We start from the raw sequence: 20,310 nt of genomic DNA, 5'->3' as shown, positions 1-20,310 counted from the left end.
GGTCAGTGCCCCGACGACTCCTTGTGGTTGTCGAGGGTTTCCAGCAAGGCCACTTGCATCCGCGTGTGCACGCGGATGAACCAGCGCCACAGCACCGCTGCCACAGCGGCCGCGACCACGGCGATCAGCACCAGCAACTTGTTGGTCGGCAGAATACTGGCCGACAAGGCTGCCAACAGCAGGAAAATCACCAGCAGCGAGATGAGCGGGATCACTTCGGCGATCACCCGGCGCACTCGCTGCGTGTGACGACCGGCCATCTCGGGCTTCACGCCCATTTCCGCCAGCAGCATGGAAAGTGCCTTGAGCTTGCGATACGCGGCGATCAGGAACGGCAGCGACACCAGCAACGCCCCGCCCCAAATCAAAGCTTTCTGCCAGCTCGGATCGCTGACCCAGTCCTGCACATAAGCCGAGATGCGCTCGGCGAAGAACGCGCCGGAAAAGAAGATCGCGATCACCAGCGCCAGATTCACCCCCACCTGCAAGAGAATCCGCCGGATCATCGACGCCAGCAGCGCGCCCTCACCTTGAGGCTGGATGCTGCGCAGCCATTCGCCGTACATCCCGAACACTCGGCCGAGTCGCTGGGGCATGGCGGCGGACAGTTTGATCGACAGCGGATCGGCGGCGCGAATCAGGTACGGCGTCAGCAGCGTGGTAATCACCGAAACCGCTACAGCCACCGGATACAGGAAGTTACTGGTGACCTGCAAGGTCATGCCGAGCGCGGCGATGATGAAGGAAAATTCGCCAATCTGCGAAAGACCCATCCCCACGCGCAGTGAGGTGCGTCCGTCATTGCCGGCGATAAACGCGCCGAGGCCGCAGGACACCATCTTGCCCAGCACAACAGCCACGGTAATCACCGCAATCGGCCATGCGTATTGCAACAGGATCATCGGATCGAGCATCAAACCGATGGCGACGAAGAAAATCGCACTGAACAGGTCGCGAACCGGCTCGATCAATCGCTCGATTTTCAGCAGTTGCCGGGATTCGGCCATGATCGCGCCGATCAGGAACGCGCCGAGCACCATGCTGTATTCAAGCTTGACCACCAGCAGGCAGAATCCAAAGCACAGGCCCAGCACGGTAATCAGCAGCATTTCATTGCTGTCGAATTTGGCCACGTAGGCCAGCAGGCGTGGCACCAGCAGAATGCCAATGACCAGTGCGACGATCATGAACAGCGACAGTTTGCCGACCGTGGAAAATACTTCGCCCGAGCTGACGGTGCCGCTGACCGCAATGCTGGAGAGCAACGCGATGATGCCGATGCCGAGAATGTCCTCGACGATCAGCACGCCGAAAATCAACTGGGCGAAGCGCTCGTTCTTCATCTTCAGGTCGTTGAGCGCTTTGACGATGATGGTGGTCGAGGAAATGGCCAGGATCGCGCCAAGGAACAGCGAATCCATGGTGTTCCAGTCGAACCACTGGCCGATTTCGTAGCCGATCCAGATCATCAGCACGATTTCCAGGAACGCGGCGATAAACGCCGTGGCACCGACCTTGAACAATTTACGCAGGCTGAATTCCAGGCCAAGGCAGAACATCAAGAAGATCACCCCCAGCTCGGCGAGCGTCTTGATGGTGTCTTCGTCGTGAATCAGGCCGAAGGGTGGCGTGTGTGGGCCGATGATGAAGCCGGCGACGATATAGCCGAGCACCACCGGTTGCTTGAAACGGTGAAACAGCACCGTCACCACGCCTGCGACCAACATGATCACTGCCAGATCCTGAATGAAACTGATGGCATGCATGGCGTGGCGCTCCTTGAATGACATTGCTACAGGCAGACGTCGGAAATTGCCTGTAAAAGCTGGGTAAAAATCCGCTTTTCGTGTGGGAATTGCCCTGAGGCAGGGCTTTTGCAGGTTACCACCGCGACTTCCGGGAGAAAGGCGGTGCAATATATGGAAACAGATCGATCCGGGCGTGACGGCGGCCAGTTATGCGGCGTCCCGATAACGGTGGTTTTGAAAAGCGACCAGGCACCCGCAGAGGTGCTCTTCCAGCAACCTGCCTTACCCGTGAGAACGTTATGGAACCCGGAAACGCCCAGCTGTCGATGACGGTACTGATGACCCCCGACATGGCCAACTTCTCAGGCAATGTCCACGGCGGCACCCTGCTCAAATACCTCGATGAAGTTGCTTACGCCTGTGCCAGCCGTTATGCCGGCCGCTACGTGGTGACCCTGTCGGTGGATCAGGTGATTTTCCGCGAGCCGATCCATGTCGGCGAACTGGTGACCTTTCTCGCTTCGGTGAACTACACCGGCAACACGTCGATGGAAGTCGGCATCAAAGTGGTGACCGAGAACATCCGCGAGCGCTCGGTACGTCACACCAACAGCTGCTTCTTCACCATGGTTGCGGTGGACGACAATCGCAAACCCGCCGCCGTGCCGCCGTTGCAGCCGCAGAACAGCGAAGACAAACGCCGCTATATGCAGGCCCAGCAGCGTCGACAGATTCGTCAGGAGCTGGAAAAGCGTTATCAAGAGATCAAGGGCGACGCCTGATCGTTTCGTCCGTTAGATTGCCTTCGCGAGCAGGCTCGCTCCCACACGGAAATGCACGCTTCTGTGGGAGCGAGCCTGCTCGCGAATGGGCGTAACACGGTTTACAGACTGATCGGCACGGCCTCGAACTTCACCCGAGGATGCGCAATCCGATCCTGCGCCCGCACCAGTTGCAGCTCATAACTGGCACATGCCTGCGTTTCCAGTAGCACTTCATGCACGGCCGCCGCCGAAAACTCGAACGCCGCTACCAGACTGTCGCCCAACAGGACCCGCGCCAGAAACAGCCCAGACGTCAGATCGCCAACACCCACCGGCTGACGCGGAAACGCCAGCAGGGGACGGCGCAGATGCCAGCTGCCCTCCGGCGTCACCAGCAACATTTCAAAGCCATCGGCCGGTTTGCCCGGGTAGTCCAGATGCTTGACCAGCACGGCTTTCGGCCCGCGTGCCAATAATGCACGCGCCATCGCCAGGCAATCGAACAGCGACTGCGGTTTGCGTCCCGAGAAGCTGTCCAGCTCCAGTTGATTCGGGCACATGAAGTCCGCTACCGCCGCCGCTTCCTCCAAGAGGAAATCGCTGACTTCGGCCGGTACGCTGCAGCCTTTCGCCGGATGGCCCATCACCGGGTCACACAGGTACAACGCTTTGGGATTGACCGATTTGATCCGCTCGACACCACTGAGAATCGCCCGGCCCTGCGCCGCACTGCCGAGGTAACCGGACAGCACCGCGTCGCAATTGCCCAACTCGCCAATGGCCGCGATGCCTTCGACCAGATCCGGGATCTGGTGCGGCGACATCACTTCGCCCGTCCACTGGCCGTACTGCGTGTGGTTGGAAAACTGCACGGTGTTGAGCGGCCAGACATTCACTCCGACCCGCTGCATCGGGAAAACCGCAGCGCTGTTGCCGGCGTGGCCGAACACCACGTGGGACTGGATGGCGAGCAGATGTGGCGTACGTTTCATGCGGCGGACTTCCGTAAAACGATTGAAATTCAAGCCGCGCAGTATGCGACGAAACACAGCCTGTACGACAGGCCGGCGACGCAGTTAAGCTGGCGCCATCATTTGGAGTTTTCGTTGATGCTGACCCTGGAAAACATTTTCGTGCTGATCCTGTTCGCCGCTGCCGGCGCATGGCTATGGCACAACCACGGCTTGCGCGAGCGCGCGCTGGAGCGAGTCAAACAGCATTGCACCAATGTTGGCGTCGAATTGCTCGACGGTAACGTGGCATTGAAGAAGATCGGCTTCATCAAGGACGCCAAGGGACGCCGTCGCCTGGCGCGGGTATACGGATTCGAATTTACCGTGACCGGCGAATCCCGCCACAACGGCACCATCACCCAGTTCGGCGCCCACAGCGCCGCCATTGAGCTGGCTCCCTACCCCGCGCCTTTCGATGACACCCCGCCCGTCGTCGACGTCGCCAAGCCGCGGGCCGAGGTCATTGAGCTGAGCCAATGGCGCCAGGAACACACCAAGTGGCGCCCCTGAATCACTTCTGTGCAGGAGCTGCCGCAGGCTCGGGCCGCATTCGGGCGATTTTTTGATTTTCATCCAACTCGACTGGCCGCCAAACCCACCTTCAACTGCTCCACATCCTGTGTATCACTGAAAATCAGCTCGACCCGCGAATCCCGTCGCCACTCACTTTCCCGCCATTCCACCTCGCCATTGTCCAAAGCATTCGCCGACACCCACCCTTCATGGCTGTGGATAACCAGCTTCGCCCGTCGCCAAGTGAGGCTTTGCAGCCACTCATTGACTCGCGCCGAATCAAAAACCTGCCCCGGATGCCAACGCCAGCCAATGCTCCAGCCATCGTCCTGCGCCTGACTCAGGCAAATCGGCAGCGCCGGATCAGTCCATACCGCTGGCATCTGCGCCAACCCCTTCGGCACGACCAGGCTATCCACACCGGCGCTGCCCTGTGCGTCGACACCGGGCAACTGACTTAACGAAAGTTGCGCCTGTTGTGTCCAGAGCAATGGCACGGGAGGCAGCTGTTCCATGATTTTCTGACGGGCGGTTTCATCCAGATCTTCCGACTTGTTGAGCAACAACAGCCCGGCACCGGGCAGCGCTTCCTGCTGTGCCCTGGGCATTATTTTCCCCGCCGCCAATGCCTGCGCATCCAGCACCAGAACGCTCGGTTGCACCGCGAGTACGCCCAGCCACGGCGCGTCATTTAACTGTTCGAGCAATTGCAGCGGATGGCCCAACCCGGAAGGCTCGATGAACAGCCGATCCGGCTTCGCACTGCGTAGCAAACGCCCAAGTCCGATCTGGAACGGCGCGCCATTCACGCAACACAAACACCCCCCGGCCACTTCGCCCAGTGCGATACCATCGGCATCGCGCGTCAGCAGGGCGGCATCGAGGCCGATCTGGCCGAACTCGTTGATCAGCACCGCCCAGCGTTCACCGGCCGGTCGCTGGGACATGAGGTCGCGAATCAGGCTGGTCTTGCCGGCGCCCAGCGGGCCTGCGATGACGTGAGTGGGAATGTTCTTCAACATGGTCGAGAAAGTCTGGGGAGGTAACGATGCGGTGGATGGGATGGTCGTTGTCGCTGATGCTGATGTCCGGCGAGGCGCTGGCCCAAGCCTGCGTGGTACACAGCCAGGCCGAGCGGCTGGATGTGAAAGTCTGCCAGCAAAACCGCAACATTCCGGAAAAACTGTTCAGCGACGGGTTCTGCCAACCGACCCTGGTCGGGCAAAAAGTCGAAGTCGAGTACGTCGATCAGTGCCCGACCGGCGCATTCGGCGTGTGCAGCAACGCGCAAGTCGCCAATATGCCCTATCGCCAGGATATCCACTATTACGGCGTCGCCACCGATGCTGCGTATTTGCAGCCGTTCTGCGAAGGCCAGAGACAGGGCAACTGGCTCAAGCCCTGAGTGCTTAGCCGAGCCAGTCGAGCGTCAGCAACAGGCGCCGCTCGCCGGGTGCCAGTTGCGGCGAGCGATGGATCAGGCCGAAGCCCTCGTTGCCGTGCCATTTCTCACCCTTGAGCAACGCCACGTCGCTACTGGCCATCTGCTGGATCAGCTTGGCGTCCTGCGGCTCGGCCTCGGCGCTGCCCAATTGCCTGCGTTCCATTGCACCTTCCTTGAGCCATTGGCTGCCGACACCGGCGTACGTCGTGATCAACCGCACTGGCACATGATCGACATGAAAGCGTGGACACATGGCCTTGTCCAACACCCGTAGACGCAGGCCGATCCGTTGCGCACCGAGCAGGCAGGCGAAGGCGCTGACCAACCATTCGAGATCCGCGATGAAGCCCTCGTAGCCCTGAAGGTCGCGGTATTGCGTCGCGAGTCCGATGAGCTCGGGCTCCGCGTCTTCACCAGGCAGTTCCACACACAGGGACTCGGCCAAAGGCTCGTTGAGCGATAGCAGCAGATGAGCGAAATCAGCGATGTGAACCGGCAACTGTCGCTGCCAGACCGCGAGGTTTATCTGATCCTCAAGAATTTTCGCCAGCGCGTCCGGTGTCGGCCCGTGATGTTGAAATCGGCTATCCAGCTTTTTCAGAGGGCGCATCAAGCGGCCTCTTCATGCCAAGGACCGAACGGATCCGGCAGCATTCGCCAGCCCTCCACGCCGAGGGCCATTTCTTCGTCGGTCAGCAGACAGCTGTCGAGTTGCTCTGTCAGTTGTTCGAAATCGATGTTTTGACCAATGAACACCAGTTCTTGACGGCAATCACCGACGCTGGCTGTCCAGTTTTCCATGATCGCGGCGATGCTTTCCTGATCCTGCGGCCATTGGTTTTTCGCGACGTACCGCCACCAGCGCCCGGCAAAACCATGACGCATCAGGCCACCGGCCTGTGACCAACTGCCGGCGTCCGAGGGTTTGCTGGCCAGCCAGAAAAAACCTTTGGAGCGCAGCAGCTTTCCGTTCAGCCACGGACGATCAATGAAACTGAAAAAACGCTCGGGGTGAAATGGCCGACGCGCGCGATAGCCGCTTGAGGCAATGCCATACTCGTCGGTTTCAGGAATGTGTTCGCCGCGCAACTCATGAAGCCAGCCCGGTGCCTGAGCGGCTCTGTCGAAATCGAACAATCCGGTATCAAGGATCCGATCCAGGGGCACTTCCCCCATCACCATCGCAATGATTTGCGCGTGAGCATTGAGCCGCTTGAGGATCGCCATCAGTTCGTCGCGTTCGGCCTGGCTGATCAGGTCGATCTTGCTGACCAACAGGACGTCGGCGAATTCGACCTGCTCAATCAACAGGTCGGTAATGGAGCGTTCATCCTCTTCGCCGAGGATTTCGCCACGGGAGGCCAGGCTCTCGGCGGCCTGGAAATCGAGCAGGAAATTCACGCCGTCGACGACGGTGACCATGGTGTCGAGGCGGGCGACGTCTGCCAGGCTTTGCCCGTGTTCATCACGAAAGGTGAATGTCTCGGCCACCGGCAATGGCTCGGAAATTCCGGTGGATTCAATCAGCAGATAGTCGAAGCGTCCCTCCTTGGCCAGCGCGCTGACCTCTTTCAACAAGTCCTCGCGTAACGTACAGCAGATACAGCCATTGCTCATCTCGACGAGTTTCTCTTCAGCGCGGTTCAGGCTGACATCACGCTGGACTTCGCTGCCATCGATATTGATCTCGCTCATATCATTAACGATTACAGCGACACGCAAATTGTCTCTATTACGTAGTACGTAATTCAGGAGCGTACTTTTTCCAGCGCCCAGAAAGCCTGAAAGAACGGTCACGGGCAGCGGCTTAGACATTGGGTAATCCTCTCATCAGGGAGCCGTTTCGGGCCTTAATCGCTGCGCTGGTCTTTTTCTGAAGATCACGTGAAGACCTTTTCATAAAAATCCGTCGCCGCTTGAATTGTTATAATGTTACATTAAAAAACGACTTCGACAATGGATCCCGTGATGAACGCGTTGACGCTGCCCGATATCGCTGCGCAAGCAGCTCACCAAATTCTTCCGTTGGAATGGGTTGGCATGAGCGGAATCGCCTTGCCGGTTTTGCTGGAAGACCAGCGATGGAGCGCGAGCGTTGATGCTGGCGTTAGCCTTGATGATGAAGCTGCACGCGGCATCCATATGTCTCGGCTTTATCTGGCGCTGGAGATGTTGGAAACGGAAAACCTCACCCCCGCACTTTTAAGAGGTGTCCTTCAGCGTTTCCTCGAAACGCATGAGGGCTTGTCGAACAGCGCCTCATTAAAAATCCATTTCGATTTTCTGGTGAAGCGACCCGCGTTAGTCAGTTTTCTAGCCGGCTGGAAAAGCTATCCAGTAAGCATAAACGCCCAATTGAATAACAAAGTGTTCCACGTGGAACTCAAGATTGACGTGCAATATTCATCGACTTGTCCCTGCTCAGCAGCACTGGCGAGACAGTTGATCCAGCGGCAATTCATCGACGACTTTGCCAATAAATCGCTACAGCATGCCGATATGTTGGCCTGGCTCGGCTCAACTAACGGCATCGTCGCCACGCCTCATAGTCAACGCAGCACCGCACAGCTTCACGTTCATCTGGATGAATCGATTGCCGAACTGCCGCTGATCAGCCTCATTAACGACGCAGAAGCTGCATTGGGAACCGCTGTGCAGACCGCTGTGAAACGCGCAGACGAGCAAGCCTTTGCCCTCGCAAACGGACAGAATTTGATGTTTTGCGAAGACGCCGCGCGCCGACTCAATCTAGCGCTGCAGCGTTCGCCCGGCATAAGCGGTTTCAACTTGCGGGTCATCCACGCCGAAAGCCTTCACGCCCACGACGCGGTCGCCGTAAGTCACTGGCAAAGGGAGACCGTATGATCCGTTGCCAAACCCTCAGTTGGGGCACGCCGGGGTTCCCACTCACGCCGCCGCTGGATCTTGAGCTGGTCAAAGGCAGCATGACTGCGATCATCGGAGCAAACGGCTCCGGTAAAAGCACACTGCTTAAAGTCATTGGCGGGTTGCAACGCCCATTGGCCGGCAAGGTGACGCTCAGTGTTCCACGCAAAGGCCGGGTGTCTTTCATGCCGCAGCAGCAATACCTGGATCGGCAGTTTCCTATCAACCTCGTAGAGCTGGTGGCCGCTGGATTCTGGGGACGAAAGCTATCCGCCGAGTTGCGTGCGCAACGCCTGAAATCCGTACTCAAGGATTGGCGCCTGAACGGACTGGAGCAGCGCCCGTTGATGGCGTTGTCGGGCGGAGAACTACAACGCGCTTTACTGGCGCGCATGAGCCTGGCCGACGCGCCGTTGTTTTTGCTCGACGAACCTCACGCTGCGCTGGATGAATTGGGCCAGGCGCTGCTTTGGGATCACTTGAAGGCCTGGCATGAAGAAGGCCGAACGCTAGTGGTGGTCTGTCATGATCTCGCTGCCGTGCGACAACACATCCCTCAAACACTGCTTATCAAAAGCAGTGGCTGCGTTTTCGGAACCAGTCGCGAACTGATTCAGCCGGCCTTGCCCATGCAGGTGGCCTGATGATCGCCGCACAACTCTGGCTGCCATTCCACGAGTTCGTATTCATGCGTCGAGCCTTGCTTGGCGGTCTGGTGCTGGCTTGCAGCACGGCACCGCTGGGCGTTTTTTTGATTCTGCGGCGCATGAGCCTGATTGGCGATGCAGTCGCCCACGGAATTTTGCCAGGCGCGGCTTTAGGCTTTTGGTTCGCCGGTTTGAGTCTGCCAGCGCTGACTTTCGGCGGCCTTGGCGCGGGCCTTGGCATGGCCGGGCTTGCCGCATGGATTACCCGCCGCACTGGTCTGCGCGAAGACGCCAGCCTCGCCGCGATTTATCCAATATCCCTCGCCAGCGGCGTGTTGATTCTCGGCATCGCCGGCAAGCGTCTGGACCTCTTGCACCTCTTGTTCGGCTCCGCTCTGGCCGTGGACGGCGCCACGCTAAACGGCATGTTGTGGGTCTCCGGGATCAGCATGATCGCGATGGCGTTGATCTACAAACCACTGCTGCTCGACACCCTTGATCCGCTGTTCCTGAAAACTGTCAGCCGCCTCGGCCCCTTCGCGCACGCTGTTTTTCTGACCCTCGTTGTACTCAATCTGGTGATCGGATTCCAGGCCATCGGCGCTCTGATGGTGGTCGGCTTGATGATGTTGCCTGCCGCCGCGTCACGCTTCTGGAGTCGCCGCTTACCGGCGCTGATCGCTATATCTGCATTGATCGGCAGCCTATCGGTATGGATGGGATTGTTACTGTCGTTCCATTACTCGCTGCCCAGCGGCCCGGCAATTGTGCTGGTCGCCGGTGCCAGCTATCTGCTGTCCGTGGTATTCGGGCCGGTGCATGGTTTGCTGCGCCGCCCTCCTTCGCTTACATCCCTATGAGGTGGTTCTCGATGCGCGCTCTTCTCGTGCTGTTCAGTCTGGTGTTATCGATGTCGGTGTCAGCAGCACAAAAGCTGCCGGTGGTCACCAGTTTCAGCATCCTCGGCGATATGGTGCAGCAGGTCGGCGGCGAGCATATACAGATCACCAACATGGTCGGGCCCGATGCCGATGCGCACACTTATGAGCCGACGCCGGACGACGCCAAAGCGCTGCTCAACGCCAAGCTGATCTTCAAGAATGGATTGGGTTTCGAACCGTGGCTTGACCGCCTGGTGACCAGTACGGAAAGCACAGCGACCGTGGTAACGGCAAGTCGCGGCGTAATCCCGCGCTCGCTGGATGAGGACGGCGAAACCGTTCCCGACCCGCATGCCTGGCATAACCTGGCGAACGCCGAGCTGTATGTCGCCAACATCACCAAGGCGCTTGTGGCCGCCGATCCGGCGAATAAAGACGACTACCTACGCAACAGCCAGGCGTATCTGAAGCAGATTTATGTCCTGCTCGCCGAAGCCAAAACCCGGTTCAGCGCGTTGCCTCCAGGCAATCGCAAGATCGTCACCAGCCATGATGCGTTCGGCTATTTGGGTCAAGCCTACGGCATTGACTTCCTGGCACCGCAAGGTCTGTCCACCGAGCGAGAACCTTCCGCTGCCGAGGTCGCGGCGCTGATTACCCAGATTCGCCAGGCCAAGGTCAAAGCGGTGTTCATGGAAAACATCAAGGACGCGCGCCTGCTCAAACAAATTGCCGACGAAAGCGGCGCACACATCGGCGGGACGTTGTATTCGGATGCGCTCGCAGCCAGCGGGCCGGCCAGCACGTTTATCGGGTTGTTCAGTTACAACCTGAAAACCCTTTGCGACGCACTGAGCCAGCCTTGAAAACAATCAGGCCCGTGGCTTCACGGCGCCGCAATCCTGACCCAACCATACCGCCCGGGTGTCCAGACTGCCTTTCCGCTGGATGCCGGTGGCGTTGAACGTGCCGTTGACCTTGGTGGTGAATTCACGATCACTGAGGAAAGTGGCGATGCCCGTGCCCTGCGCTTTCGGGCAACTGAAACGGAATTTCCACTGATTACCGGTGCGATCGGTGATCTCCTGCTTGCAGCCCGACTGTGGATCGGCCAGCGGTATATCGTTGGTCGCCACTTGCTCCGGCGTCAGGCAGGCACGGATACCTTTGCCGCCGATATTGATACCTTGCTTCTCCAGCATCGCCCGTTGCTGCGGCGTGATCTGACCCTGAATCTGACCGAGGATCAATTGCAGATCCGGCATGTTCTGATCATCGACTTTCATGTTGCTAGACGTCATTTCCCACAACCCCGGTTGGAGCATCTGCGCCTGAGCAACCAGCGGCAATACCAAACCCAGGCCCAGCGCCAAACCCAGCAGACGAACGTTCATCGAGAAACTCCTGATCAGTAGTGGCCGTTAGACGCTGGCCGTTGTCTTCGGTTCATGCCCAATTAAATAGCGACATTCGCGGCCGAACATGGTCTGTTAGGCATTGAATCTTCAGGAGCAAGGCTGCCCCATGGATTATTTTGGACCGCACATCTTCGGCTATCTGATCGCCCTGATCCACACCCTCGGACTCATCGCCGCCGTCCATGCGGTGCTGACAGTGCGTACGGCACAAGGCTCGATCGCCTGGGCACTCTCGCTGATTTTCATTCCTTACCTCACGCTCATTCCGTATCTGGTGTTCGGCCGCAGCACGTTCGACGGTTATATCAAAGCCAGGCGTCAGGCCAACGAACAAATGCGCCAAGCAGTGTCCGAACTGAACTGGCGCCCCTGGGTGGAAGAGGCGCTGGCTGCACGCGCCTCAGCAGCCTACGCATCACTGCGAGCCATGCCCAAACTCGGGCGCACGCCATGCCTGGCCAACAATGAAGTCAGGTTACTGATTAACGGCAGCGCCACTTTCGAGGCCATCTTCGAAGCGATCAACGAAGCCCGGCAAGCGGTATTGATTCAGTTCTTCATCATTCACGACGATCGCCTCGGCAAGCGCCTGCACGAGTTGTTGCTGAAGAAAGCCGCTGAAGGCGTGACTATCCATTTGCTCTACGACCGCATCGGCAGCCATGCCCTGCCCCACGGCTACGTGCAGTCGCTGCGCGATGGCGGCGTCGAGGTCAAAGCCTTTGCCACGCGCAGCGGCTGGCTTAACCGTTTTCAGGTGAACTTCCGCAATCACCGAAAAATTGTGGTTGTCGACGGGCTGATGGGCTTTGTCGGCGGGCATAACGTCGGCGATGAATACATGGGCGAAAAACCACCGCTGGCGCCGTGGCGCGATACTCATGTTCAGGTGCGCGGCCCTGTCGTGGCGAGCATGCAGGAATCGTTCGCCGAGGATTGGTTTTGGGCCGCACGGTCACTGCCGCCGCTGATCCTGCCGGACGCGTATCCGGAAGACGGCGTGCTCTGCCAATTGCTTGCCAGCGGTCCGGCGGACACTTATGAAACCTGCTCGCTGTTTTTCGTCGAAGCGATTCATGCCGCGACCGACAGAGTGTGGATCACCAGCCCGTATTTCATCCCGGACGAAGCCGTGTTCGCAGCCATGCGCCTCGCCGTGTTGCGCGGTGTCGACGTGCGCCTGCTGCTGCCATCTCGCCCTGACCATCGCATCGTCTACGCTGCGTCGAGCCTGTACGCCTTCGAGGCCGTGCGCGCCGGGGTGCGCGTATTCCGTTATGAATCGGGTTTCATGCACCAGAAAGTCGTGCTGATAGACAGCGAGATCAGCGCCATCGGCAGCGCCAATATGGATAACCGTTCATTTCGTTTGAATTTCGAAGTGATGCTGCTCACCGTCGACAGTGAGTTCGCCAGCCACGTGGAACAGATGCTCAGCGATGACTTTGCCCAGGCCTACGAAATCGCCAAGGAAGAAAGCCGGGAGATCCACCGCCTGCAACAGGTCGGCATGCGGATCGCCCGGCTGATATCGCCAATTTTATAAATCAGGGATGGTAAATGTCGTCTCGCGTCCACGGCAGTTCATGACTGCCGTCGGCGTGGGCTTTCACGGCAAGAATCTGATGCAGATTGATCCAGCCCTTGGCGAACGCGTAGGCGCAACCGGCCAGGTACAAACGCCAGATCCGCAGCGCTTGCTGCGGCACCAGTGCGGCGGCAGCCTCAAGGTTGTCCTCGAGACGTTCACTCCAGTGATCCAGCGTGCGCGCGTAATGCAAGCGCAGGCTTTCAACGTCGACAATCTCCAGCCCCGCTTCGCTGATCTCGGCCGAGATCATCGCCAGATGGGGCAGCTCGCCGTTGGGAAACACGTACTTCTCAATAAAATCCCCGGCACCGCGACCCACCGGCCGTCCATCGGTATGTTTGGCGGTGATCCCATGGTTCATGACGAGGCCGCCATCCTTCACCGCGCCGAACAGGATTTTGCAGTATTCGGCAAGATTGGTGTGGCCGACATGCTCGAACATGCCGACGCTGACGACTTTGTCGAAACGCCCGTCCTGGGGCAGATCGCGGTAATCGAGCAGTTGCAATTCAACCTGATCTTCCAGGCCCTCAGCCTTCACCCGCTCGCGAGCGAGTTCCAGTTGTTCCTTGCTCAACGTGATGCCGAATACTTTCGCACCAAATTCCCGCGCCGCAAAACGCGCCAGACCACCCCAGCCACAGCCGACATCCAGCAGATATTCGCCCGGTTGCAGACGGAGCTTGCGGCACAGGTGACGGAATTTGGCTTGCTGGGCCTGCTCGAGGGTTTCGCTGCCCGTTTCGAAATAGGCGCAGGAATACGCCATGTCGCTGTCCAGCCATAACTGGTAGAACGCGTTGGACAAGTCGTAGTGGTAGGAAATGGCTTTAGCGTCGGTCTCTTTGTCGTGTACCAGCCGCGAGGGTTGATTGCCCTCATCCTCATCAAGCAGCGCACTGCTCAACTCGTCGCAGAGCCGGATAACCTCGCTGATCGACCCCTCCAGTTCAAGCTTGCCTTCGACGAAGGCCGCCCCCAGCGCATCAAGGCTGGGATGGGTGAACTGCGTAACCATCTGCGGATCCTTCACGACGATGGTGACACTCGGGGCCGGCCCCAGATTGAACTCATGGCCGTCCCAGAGTCGCAGGCGAAGCGGCAATTGCAAATTCTGTAAGGCCGGTGGAAGTTGCGCGAGCATGGAAAATCCCCCTGTTTCAGACGTCAGATCTGAGGGTAGACCATCCCTGAAAAATAGCAGGCTATCGATGTCATTAGCCTTCCTTATGATTCCAGACGCACAATTGCGCACCTACTGTTCCAGCCAGGTCACCGCTTGAAGTGATGCGCCCTCATCCTAAATGACTGACAATTTTGATCACAGTTCGATGAAGATTCCTTCATTCAGTCACGGCGCCGGCGCGTTGTCATTCCACGTCCCTGAGCTTGAGCAACGGCTCCTGAAAGCGCAGCAGTCGCCCGGCATTGCCCAGCACCAACAGCGTACTCAGGTTATGCAGCAGCGCGGCAATCATCGCCCCCGCCGCGCCAAGCCAGCCGAACGCGGCAAACACGACGATGGCCAACGTCCAGCCCAGACCGATGATCACGTTCACTTGCAATGTGCGTCGGCACTGGCGACTGAGCCGCACGCAGGTGCCGAGACGCCGCAGGTCACTACCGATCAGCACGATGTCTGCCGACGCCAGGGCGATGTCCGCACCGCCCGCCCCCATCGCGACGCCGACCACACCTGCCTTCAGTGCCAACGAGTCGTTAATGCCATCGCCAACCACCATCGGCCGGAAGCCGCTGTCGATTTCCTTGAGTACGCGGTTGAGCTTGTCCTCGGGTAACGCTTGGGCCTGGACTTCCTGCAAGCCGACCTCGTCGGCAAGGTGATGTGCGACGCTCTGGCGATCACCGGTTAACAGTAGCTGCCGACCCAGGCCCAATTCGCGTAACTCGTCCAAGGCAAACCGCGCTTCCGGTTTGACCGTGTCGGCCAACAGCAACCAGGCCAGGAATCGGCCATCGAGTGCCAGCCCGGCAATCGGGCCGTCGTGGTCCGGTACGGTCGTCGTGGCGATGCCCAGTTGCGCAAACAGCTCGGGACGACCCAGCGCCGCGTCTCCATGACCGGTCGCGGCTACCACGCCGAGGCCTTGGCGCTCGTGGATGTCGGTCAGCGGTAATGTTTGCTCCTGCGCGACCAGTCCCGCCAATGCGCGGCTGACCGGATGACTGCTGGCCGCACCAAGGCTTGCGGCCAGTTGCAGGACTTGTTGGTGATCGGCCAAACCGTCAATCGACTGCAACCGCAATGTGCCGTAAGTCAGGGTGCCCGTTTTGTCGACGACCAGCGAAGTGAGATCCGCCAGCTCCTCAAGAAATGCCGAACTACGGATCAGGATCCCGTGCCGCGCGGCTACCGCCACCCCCGCAATTGCCGTGGCCGGTGCCGATAACACCAGCGCACACGGACACGCAGCCACCAGAACGGCGAGCATCGCCTGCGCATCGTTGGTGATAAACCAGGTCACGGCGGCGAGCAGCAACACCAGCACCATGTAGCCACCCGCGTAGCGTTCAAGCAGCCGTGTGATTGGCGGTTTCGAACGTTCCGCGTTTTGCATTAACGCGATGACTTTGCCGAGGGTCGATTGCTCACCGGTGCGGGTCACCTCGATGCGCAGCAAACCATCGAGATTGATCGCGCCGCCGAACACCGCCATGCCGACGCCCGTTTCAACAGGCACGGACTCGCCTGTGATCGACGCGGTATCGAGACTGGCCTGACCGGAGAGTACCCGGCCATCCGCCGGTACCCGATCACCCGCACGCACCTCAACGGTGTCACCGGGGCTGAGCGTGCCATTGTCGACTTCGATGATCGAACCATCGGCCTGAAGTTTTCGCGCATGGCTGCGCGTCAGTTGGCCGAGGGCGCGAATCGCTTCCTGGGAACCGATAACGCTGCGCTCCTCCAGCACATGGCCGAATATCATGATGATCGGCAGCAACGCAGCGGTTAATAGATCGCCGGTGGCCCATGCACCCAGCATCGCCAATGCAATCAGTTGATCGGTAATGCCGTGCAGACTCGGATAACGCAGGCTGTACCAGGCCGAGCGTATCACCGGTAGCGCCACCAACAGCGATGCGAAACCGAGCAGCAACTGGCTGACCCCGGTTTGCTCCGGCATCAGCCAACGCCAGATCAACCCCAGACTCAACAAGCCCAGCGCAAGCATGGCCAGGGTCAATTGCCGCGCTGCGCGACGTTGTTCGGCCGAGGACAACAGACTCGGTGCGGCAGTGGTCGCGGTCATTTACTGGCTCCCTGAATGATCAATCGCGAATCGTCTCTCGGATCAACCGTGGTCACCGAGCCAGCCTGGCCGAGAATTTTCGGCATCCGTTCGCGGTACAAACGCAGGAGCATTTGCGGGTCGGTGTTTTGTTGTTGGGCCCTGGCGAGGCTCACCACCGTGGCGGTATCGGCGGACCCTTTGGCTAACCGCTCGCCGGCTTGAGCGTGAGCAACTTGCAGCGTGCGGTCGGCCTGTTCATTGGCGGCCTGGGTAAGTTTTTCCGCTTCGGTACGGGCGTTGGCCACGGCTTTATCGGCTTGCTGGCTGGCGGTCAGCACCGCGTTAAAAGCACTTATCGCCGACTCAGGCAGACTTGATTGCACATCAACCCGCGCCACCTCTATGCCGACACCCTGCCCTGCCGCTTTCAGTTCGCTCAAACGGCGGTTGATGCCCTGCACGAGATCACCTCGCAGACGCTCACGGCGTTCGGCCGCCTGATTGTCGCTGCCAATCAACTCAGGACGGGCGACGAGAATGGTGTCGAGATCACGCGCGGCGGTCAGGGCGACTGCACTGCGCGTGACCAATCGATCAAGCGCCGGCAACACGTGTTCGCCTTGAAGCACATAATCGTATGGCTCGGTGACTTTGTAGAACACGCGCACATCCAGTTGCACCACGCCGGCATCACCCGTCAACAGATAACCGGAGCCCGCCAGTGCGTCACTGAGTGGCGTCGCGAATGTCGCCACTCGATCTGCCTGTCTGGCCGCATCGCTGCGCAGCAGGTTCTCCACGTGACGCTCAATTACACGATCCGCAGCTGGCAGCAAAATCACCTGCTCAAACGGCTGCGGCCAGGCCAATAACAACCCGGCATTTTGAATGCGATCCAGCGCACCGAAGTGCAAAACCACCGCGCGGTTCTGTGGATCAATCTGCCGGACATTGGAAAAAGCCCACACCAGCGCAGCCAGAACCGTAACGGCGTACAGCGCAAAAAAAGCCAGGCGTCCGGCCTGGACCCAGGGACTGTTCAACGCATGTGTTCCACGTGGAACTTCTTCGCTCATGGTTGCGATCCGCTTTTGCTGTCCAGCGTCGGCGGGCCATCAACCAGCACGCGAAAAGGCGCAGCATCGGTACGCAGAATCAGCTTGGTGTCCGGCGAAACAATCGTGCCGAGCGTGTCCAGCGAGCGCAGCAGGTTGTAGAGCTGCGGCGATCCGGCGTAAGCGCGACCATAAATCTGCGCCGCTTCAACCCGCGATTGAGCTTCGATGTCCGCTGCTTTTACCGTCGCATCGGCTTGCAGGATTCGCGCGTCACGCTCGGCGACTGAGCGGATTTGCGCTGCTTCGCGTCTGCCAATGGCCGTGCGTTCGGTGGCAATGGTTTCACGCTCGGCGCGCATGCGATCCACAGTCGCGGTGAGCGTGACGGAAGGCAAGGTCAGTCGCTCGACGCCAACCTGCAACACCCGAACCCCGTAGGTAGCGAGCAGCTGCTGATCGATCTGCTGGCGCAACTGCGCTTCGAAATCGGCGATACGTACTTGCCCGGCATCGGTGTTGACCAAACTGGCGAGGTCGAAACTGGCCGCCGTGGTTTCCAGTGCCGAGCCGACAAAGGTACGAATCTGCCGCGCCGCCTCATCGGGCTGATTTTGCACGGCGCGCATGAACCGCTGGACGTTGTCCGGGTCACCCTGCACCTGCCACGCGACGTAAGCTTGAACAATGATGCGCAAACCATCGCGAGTGCCAACATCCTGCAAGCCGCTGGACGTAGTGCGCAGGCGCAGATCTACCGGAATCGCCGCTTCGAAAGGCGCGGGCCAGCGCCAGTTCAGTCCAGGCGCCAGCAGAACCCGTGATGGATTGCCGAAGCGAGTGATGACGGTCGCTTCGCCAGAGCGCACTTGTACCAGGCTCGCCGCCGCGATGGCGAACGCCACCAGCAACGCCGCCCAACTCATCTGCCGCCAGGGAAACGGCCCCGCCTCTTCGGGCGCGCCGTGGTGATGATGACCGTGATGATGTCCGCCATGACTGTGGTCGTGGCCTTCGTGACCGGCGTGGTCGTGAGTGTGCGACTGGCTCAATGGGCGACTCCTGGTCGAGCGTTGTTGCGCGCAGGCGTCGGGTCGGCCGGCAGCGAGAAGGTTCGCAGATCGATGGTCGGCGCATTGCTGCTGCCGCCGAGACGATGGTCGAGCACCAGCAGTTTGGCCATGCTCAAACCCTGAGTGAGCTGTGCGAAATATTGTTCCAGTACAAAGGCCTGACCGGCCGTGGCGTAGGCTTTTTGTTCGGCACTGAATTTCAGCTCGGCCGCCTTTGCCGTTGAGTTGATCTCGTGAGCGTTGGCGCTGGCTTCGTCGTGCGCGAGGCTTGCCTGCAATTGCGCCTGATTGCTCGCCTCGGCCGCCGCACCGCGCTCACGGGAGATCATTGCTTGCGCTCCGATCTGCGCCGCTTGCACGCTGTGATAGGCATTGGCCGCGCCTGCCGGCGGGTGTATCGCTTCGACAACCGTGGCAAGTATCTCCACGCCGCTGTCGAGCTTTTGCAGATCACTTTGCACAGACTGACCGATTTCTTCCGCCAGCCCTGCCCTGTCCGCGCCGAGCAATCCATCGAGGGTGCGCGAGGCAAAGTCATGCACCAGAATTCGGCTGGCGGTGCTGCGAATCAGCGTCGGCACATCGGCACTGTTGTACGTCGCCGCCAATGCGGCTTGATCACTGAGCCCGATGCGATAAACGAAACGCACGTCCATGTTCACGATCTGGAAGCTTTGCTGATCGCCACGGCTGCTGGCGATGACCTGGGATTTATCGTTGACGTGAGTGGCGTCCCACAGACGATTGGCCGTCATCGGCGCCGGGCCTTCTGCCGGTTCCGCCGCGACAACGGCACTGCCGTCGCCGACACTGGTGGCCAGCTCATGCACTACACCGTTTTCCACCGCTAGCACGCGGCCCAACGGCCAGGGCAAACCGGCGTGCAGCCCCGGACCAAATACCTCCACCGGTTTACCGAATCGCTCGTAGACGCCTCGACCTTGTAGCGGAATTTCATGGATGCCCGTGAGCAACCAGCCCACCGCAGCCACCAGCGCCAGCACTGGAAAAAAGGCGCGGCGCATGTAACTGAATGCCCATATCTGGCGCAAATCGATGCCGAAACGGTTGCGTAACTCATGCTGCAATGCGAGTAACGGTTGTGGCGGCCACCGCAGCAGATCAGCGATAAAGCTGCGGGCCAGCAAGGTGGGCTCCAGTGTTGGCCGTCGTGGACTGAACAACGACAACACCGCACGCAGCAACAGTTCCAGGGCAACCAGCCCCGGCAAGATGCCGACCAATACGGCCAGCCGCACCGGCCAGATTGCGCTGTCGGTGGCAAACAACAGACACAGCGCGCCTGCGACCAGAGAAACGATAGCCACGCGCGTCAATTGCGACAGCGCCCCTGCTTCCGGCCATTGCCCTGGGTGTTCCTGCGCCAGTTGACGCTCCAGCACCAGCAATCCGAAGGCGAGTAACAACGCCAGCGCGGCGCCGACCGTCGCGGACACACCGACAGCCGCAGCCGGCAAGTCGAGGTTCCACACCTGCACGACACCGATCAGCACCAGCAGCGCCCAACCGCCCAGCCATAACGTCGAGGCGCCAATGAGCCTCAATGTGTGCAGACTGCGTTGGCTCAGCCGATCCAGCAGCCGCTCGTACCAACCGATCGCTGCTCCGCTTTCTTCAACCGCAGTGATAACCGCCAGAGGAGTGATCGCGCGTGCTCGCCATTGCGCCACCCAGCCCGCCGACTGTGCACCGGCCAGCAAAACCAGCAACGCCGCCCCCACATTGACCAGCAACGCCGGCCACAGCGAAAACGGCGCGAACAATCCGACAAAAAACGCCAGCGACCATCCGCCTCCCGCCAGCACTCCCAGCGCAATAGTCAGCCGACGCAATCGCCGCTGCTGCATCGCCGCCTGCTGAAAACGTGGCAACCCGGCCACTTGCGTGCCCTCGATATCCAGATCGATTTGCATACCACCCCAGCCCGTTGACTCGCATCGTGTTCGTTACTCTATAACGAACTCCGTGAAATATTCGTACTCAATTGCGCTATCTAAGG

19 protein-coding genes are annotated in these 20,310 nt (G+C 59.7%); 8 read left to right on the top strand and 11 right to left on the bottom strand.

The window, feature by feature from the left end:
- Positions 1–2: 2 nt before the first annotated feature.
- On the bottom strand, positions 3–1,766 hold the full coding sequence (locus tag GIW69_RS06970; protein WP_236481397.1) for a cation:proton antiporter: 1,764 nt from the start codon (positions 1,764–1,766) through the stop codon (positions 3–5).
- 281 nt (positions 1,767–2,047) lie between these two features.
- Here GIW69_RS06970 and GIW69_RS06965 point away from each other — a divergent pair, with 281 nt between their 5' ends.
- Entirely contained in the window at positions 2,048–2,530 is a 483-nt protein-coding gene (locus GIW69_RS06965; RefSeq protein ID WP_236481396.1) for an acyl-CoA thioesterase, read from the top strand.
- 101 nt (positions 2,531–2,631) lie between these two features.
- Here GIW69_RS06965 and pdxY read toward each other — a convergent pair whose 3' ends face one another.
- Positions 2,632–3,504, bottom strand: coding sequence for a pyridoxal kinase PdxY (pdxY, locus tag GIW69_RS06960; protein WP_236481395.1), 873 nt, complete (start codon positions 3,502–3,504; stop codon positions 2,632–2,634).
- 117 nt (positions 3,505–3,621) lie between these two features.
- Here pdxY and GIW69_RS06955 point away from each other — a divergent pair, with 117 nt between their 5' ends.
- On the top strand, positions 3,622–4,035 hold the full coding sequence (locus tag GIW69_RS06955; protein WP_236481475.1) for a DUF3301 domain-containing protein: 414 nt from the start codon (positions 3,622–3,624) through the stop codon (positions 4,033–4,035).
- 59 nt (positions 4,036–4,094) lie between these two features.
- On the opposite strand, the gene GIW69_RS06950 is transcribed toward GIW69_RS06955, so the two are convergent.
- Positions 4,095–5,060: a CobW-like GTP-binding protein gene (locus GIW69_RS06950; RefSeq protein WP_236481394.1), complete on the bottom strand. Its 966-nt coding sequence runs from the start codon at positions 5,058–5,060 to the stop codon at positions 4,095–4,097.
- A gap of 26 nt (positions 5,061–5,086) precedes the next feature.
- On the opposite strand from GIW69_RS06950, the gene GIW69_RS06945 reads away from it, so the two are divergent.
- Positions 5,087–5,443: an NADH:ubiquinone oxidoreductase gene (locus GIW69_RS06945; RefSeq protein WP_236481393.1), complete on the top strand. Its 357-nt coding sequence runs from the start codon at positions 5,087–5,089 to the stop codon at positions 5,441–5,443.
- A 4-nt stretch (positions 5,444–5,447) separates the two neighbouring features.
- Here GIW69_RS06945 and GIW69_RS06940 read toward each other — a convergent pair whose 3' ends face one another.
- A complete protein-coding gene (locus GIW69_RS06940) occupies positions 5,448–6,092 on the bottom strand; it encodes a DUF1826 domain-containing protein (RefSeq protein ID WP_236481392.1) in 645 nt (214 codons plus the stop codon).
- Positions 6,092–7,297: a zinc metallochaperone GTPase ZigA gene (zigA, locus tag GIW69_RS06935; protein ID WP_236481391.1), complete on the bottom strand. Its 1,206-nt coding sequence runs from the start codon at positions 7,295–7,297 to the stop codon at positions 6,092–6,094. Before zigA ends, GIW69_RS06940 begins: the two co-directional genes overlap by 1 nt.
- 153 nt (positions 7,298–7,450) lie before the next feature.
- Between zigA and folE2 the strand changes: the two genes are divergently transcribed.
- From folE2 to GIW69_RS06915, 4 genes are read left to right on the top strand one after another with little or no spacing between them, the layout of a single operon-like run.
- Positions 7,451–8,347: a GTP cyclohydrolase FolE2 gene (gene folE2, locus GIW69_RS06930; protein WP_236481390.1), complete on the top strand. Its 897-nt coding sequence runs from the start codon at positions 7,451–7,453 to the stop codon at positions 8,345–8,347.
- Positions 8,344–9,012, top strand: a complete 669-nt coding sequence (locus GIW69_RS06925; protein ID WP_236481389.1) for an ATP-binding cassette domain-containing protein — start codon at positions 8,344–8,346, stop codon at positions 9,010–9,012. The genes folE2 and GIW69_RS06925 overlap by 4 nt, the downstream gene beginning before the upstream one ends.
- Positions 9,009–9,875 carry a metal ABC transporter permease gene (locus GIW69_RS06920; RefSeq protein ID WP_236481474.1) on the top strand — a complete coding sequence of 289 codons (867 nt, stop codon included), beginning with the start codon at positions 9,009–9,011 and terminating at the stop codon, positions 9,873–9,875. The genes GIW69_RS06925 and GIW69_RS06920 overlap by 4 nt, the downstream gene beginning before the upstream one ends.
- Positions 9,876–9,886: 11 nt before the next feature.
- A complete protein-coding gene (locus GIW69_RS06915; protein WP_236481388.1) occupies positions 9,887–10,762 on the top strand; it encodes a metal ABC transporter substrate-binding protein in 876 nt (291 codons plus the stop codon).
- 6 nt (positions 10,763–10,768) lie between these two features.
- Here GIW69_RS06915 and GIW69_RS06910 read toward each other — a convergent pair whose 3' ends face one another.
- Complete coding sequence (locus GIW69_RS06910; protein ID WP_236481387.1) at positions 10,769–11,290, bottom strand: DUF3617 domain-containing protein; 522 nt, start codon at positions 11,288–11,290, stop codon at positions 10,769–10,771.
- 130 nt (positions 11,291–11,420) lie between these two features.
- Here GIW69_RS06910 and cls point away from each other — a divergent pair, with 130 nt between their 5' ends.
- Positions 11,421–12,860: a cardiolipin synthase gene (cls, locus tag GIW69_RS06905; protein WP_236481386.1), complete on the top strand. Its 1,440-nt coding sequence runs from the start codon at positions 11,421–11,423 to the stop codon at positions 12,858–12,860.
- A gap of 1 nt (position 12,861) precedes the next feature.
- Here cls and cfaB read toward each other — a convergent pair whose 3' ends face one another.
- The 5 genes from cfaB to hflK (GIW69_RS06880) all read right to left on the bottom strand — a co-directional run bounded on the left by cfaB (position 12,862) and on the right by hflK (GIW69_RS06880) (position 20,224).
- Positions 12,862–14,049: a C17 cyclopropane fatty acid synthase CfaB gene (gene cfaB, locus GIW69_RS06900; protein WP_236481385.1), complete on the bottom strand. Its 1,188-nt coding sequence runs from the start codon at positions 14,047–14,049 to the stop codon at positions 12,862–12,864.
- Between the two features lie 226 nt (positions 14,050–14,275).
- Entirely contained in the window at positions 14,276–16,180 is a 1,905-nt protein-coding gene (locus GIW69_RS06895; RefSeq protein WP_236481384.1) for a heavy metal translocating P-type ATPase, read from the bottom strand.
- Positions 16,177–17,238: a protease modulator HflK gene (gene hflK, locus GIW69_RS06890; protein WP_236481383.1), complete on the bottom strand. Its 1,062-nt coding sequence runs from the start codon at positions 17,236–17,238 to the stop codon at positions 16,177–16,179. The genes GIW69_RS06895 and hflK (GIW69_RS06890) overlap by 4 nt, the downstream gene beginning before the upstream one ends.
- Positions 17,235–18,269 (bottom strand): protease modulator HflC, encoded by a 1,035-nt coding sequence (hflC, locus tag GIW69_RS06885; RefSeq protein WP_236481382.1) that lies wholly within the window; start codon positions 18,267–18,269, stop codon positions 17,235–17,237. Before hflC ends, hflK (GIW69_RS06890) begins: the two co-directional genes overlap by 4 nt.
- Positions 18,266–20,224 carry a protease modulator HflK gene (gene hflK / locus GIW69_RS06880; protein WP_236481381.1) on the bottom strand — a complete coding sequence of 653 codons (1,959 nt, stop codon included), beginning with the start codon at positions 20,222–20,224 and terminating at the stop codon, positions 18,266–18,268. Before hflK (GIW69_RS06880) ends, hflC begins: the two co-directional genes overlap by 4 nt.
- Between the last annotated feature and the right edge of the window lie 86 nt (positions 20,225–20,310).

This window comes from Pseudomonas syringae, from assembly GCF_021605415.1.
Classification (GTDB): Bacteria; Pseudomonadota; Gammaproteobacteria; order Pseudomonadales; family Pseudomonadaceae; genus Aquipseudomonas; species Aquipseudomonas syringae_S.
This window is presented reverse-complemented; position numbering and strand designations above follow the sequence as displayed.

Excerpts from the sequence above, each read along its gene's own strand:
- GIW69_RS06970 (WP_236481397.1), bottom strand. The coding sequence starts at position 1,766 with ATGCATGCCATCAGTTTCATTCAGGATCTGGCAGTGATCATGTTGGTC.
- GIW69_RS06965 (WP_236481396.1), top strand. The coding sequence starts at position 2,048 with ATGGAACCCGGAAACGCCCAGCTGTCGATGACGGTACTGATGACCCCC.
- pdxY (WP_236481395.1), bottom strand. The coding sequence starts at position 3,504 with ATGAAACGTACGCCACATCTGCTCGCCATCCAGTCCCACGTGGTGTTC.
- GIW69_RS06955 (WP_236481475.1), top strand. The coding sequence starts at position 3,622 with ATGCTGACCCTGGAAAACATTTTCGTGCTGATCCTGTTCGCCGCTGCC.
- GIW69_RS06950 (WP_236481394.1), bottom strand. The coding sequence starts at position 5,060 with ATGTTGAAGAACATTCCCACTCACGTCATCGCAGGCCCGCTGGGCGCC.
- GIW69_RS06945 (WP_236481393.1), top strand. The coding sequence starts at position 5,087 with ATGCGGTGGATGGGATGGTCGTTGTCGCTGATGCTGATGTCCGGCGAG.
- GIW69_RS06940 (WP_236481392.1), bottom strand. The coding sequence starts at position 6,092 with ATGCGCCCTCTGAAAAAGCTGGATAGCCGATTTCAACATCACGGGCCG.
- zigA (WP_236481391.1), bottom strand. The coding sequence starts at position 7,297 with ATGTCTAAGCCGCTGCCCGTGACCGTTCTTTCAGGCTTTCTGGGCGCT.
- folE2 (WP_236481390.1), top strand. The coding sequence starts at position 7,451 with ATGAACGCGTTGACGCTGCCCGATATCGCTGCGCAAGCAGCTCACCAA.
- GIW69_RS06925 (WP_236481389.1), top strand. The coding sequence starts at position 8,344 with ATGATCCGTTGCCAAACCCTCAGTTGGGGCACGCCGGGGTTCCCACTC.
- GIW69_RS06915 (WP_236481388.1), top strand. The coding sequence starts at position 9,887 with ATGCGCGCTCTTCTCGTGCTGTTCAGTCTGGTGTTATCGATGTCGGTG.
- GIW69_RS06910 (WP_236481387.1), bottom strand. The coding sequence starts at position 11,290 with ATGAACGTTCGTCTGCTGGGTTTGGCGCTGGGCCTGGGTTTGGTATTG.
- cls (WP_236481386.1), top strand. The coding sequence starts at position 11,421 with ATGGATTATTTTGGACCGCACATCTTCGGCTATCTGATCGCCCTGATC.
- cfaB (WP_236481385.1), bottom strand. The coding sequence starts at position 14,049 with ATGCTCGCGCAACTTCCACCGGCCTTACAGAATTTGCAATTGCCGCTT.
- GIW69_RS06895 (WP_236481384.1), bottom strand. The coding sequence starts at position 16,180 with ATGACCGCGACCACTGCCGCACCGAGTCTGTTGTCCTCGGCCGAACAA.
- hflK (WP_236481383.1), bottom strand. The coding sequence starts at position 17,238 with ATGAGCGAAGAAGTTCCACGTGGAACACATGCGTTGAACAGTCCCTGG.
- hflK (WP_236481381.1), bottom strand. The coding sequence starts at position 20,224 with ATGCAAATCGATCTGGATATCGAGGGCACGCAAGTGGCCGGGTTGCCA.